The 641-nt window shown below is 47.7% G+C and carries 1 protein-coding gene; it reads left to right on the top strand.

Going from position 1 to position 641, the window contains the following annotated elements:
• A partial coding sequence (locus ON063_RS14775) for an ATP-binding cassette domain-containing protein (RefSeq protein ID WP_274665645.1) occupies window positions 1–557 on the top strand: 557 nt, incomplete at its 5' end.
• Window positions 558–641: the final 84 nt, after the last annotated feature.

Genomic DNA, 641 nt, shown 5'->3' on the forward strand with positions numbered 1-641 from the left:
CCGGGGTCGTTCAGTTGAATGGCTACACGACAACGCAGCGAACGAAATACAATGAGAGCTTTGGCTATATGCCGGACGATTTCTCCTTTGATGGCACATGGACGGTTGAAGAGACCTTCGCCTACTACGCCATCTTGCAAGGCGCACGTCCGACTGCTGAAGTTCTCAAACGGGTCGGGTTATATGAATATAAGCGCAAGAAAATCGCCGAATTATCGAAAGGGATGCGCCAACGTCTCCTCTTGGCACAAGCGCTCGTCAATGAGGCGGCTATCCTGTTATTAGATGAACCGACGAACGGTCTAGATCCGATCTGGATGCGAATGCTTCAAGATTTACTACGTGAAGAAGCGGAGCGAGGGACGACCATCGTATTTTCAACTCATCAACTAGATGTTGCAGCTATGTTGTCAGATGAAGTCTGGATGATGAGAGCGGGTTCTATTTGTGGGAAGGTACATGTCCATGAAGAACAAGCCGCGTATGAACGTCTAAGAGAATTCTTTTTCGGATCAGAAGATGACACTTGTCAAATGGACGTGGCTCGCACAAAATAATAGACAGTTGAAGTGGTGCTCGGAACCTTCCGACGCCACTATTTTTTTGGGGAGATGGAACGGATGAGAAAAAATGTGACGGTT

The organism is Exiguobacterium sp. B2(2022) (assembly GCF_028823655.1).
Lineage (GTDB): Bacteria > Bacillota > Bacilli > Exiguobacteriales > Exiguobacteriaceae > Exiguobacterium > Exiguobacterium aestuarii_A.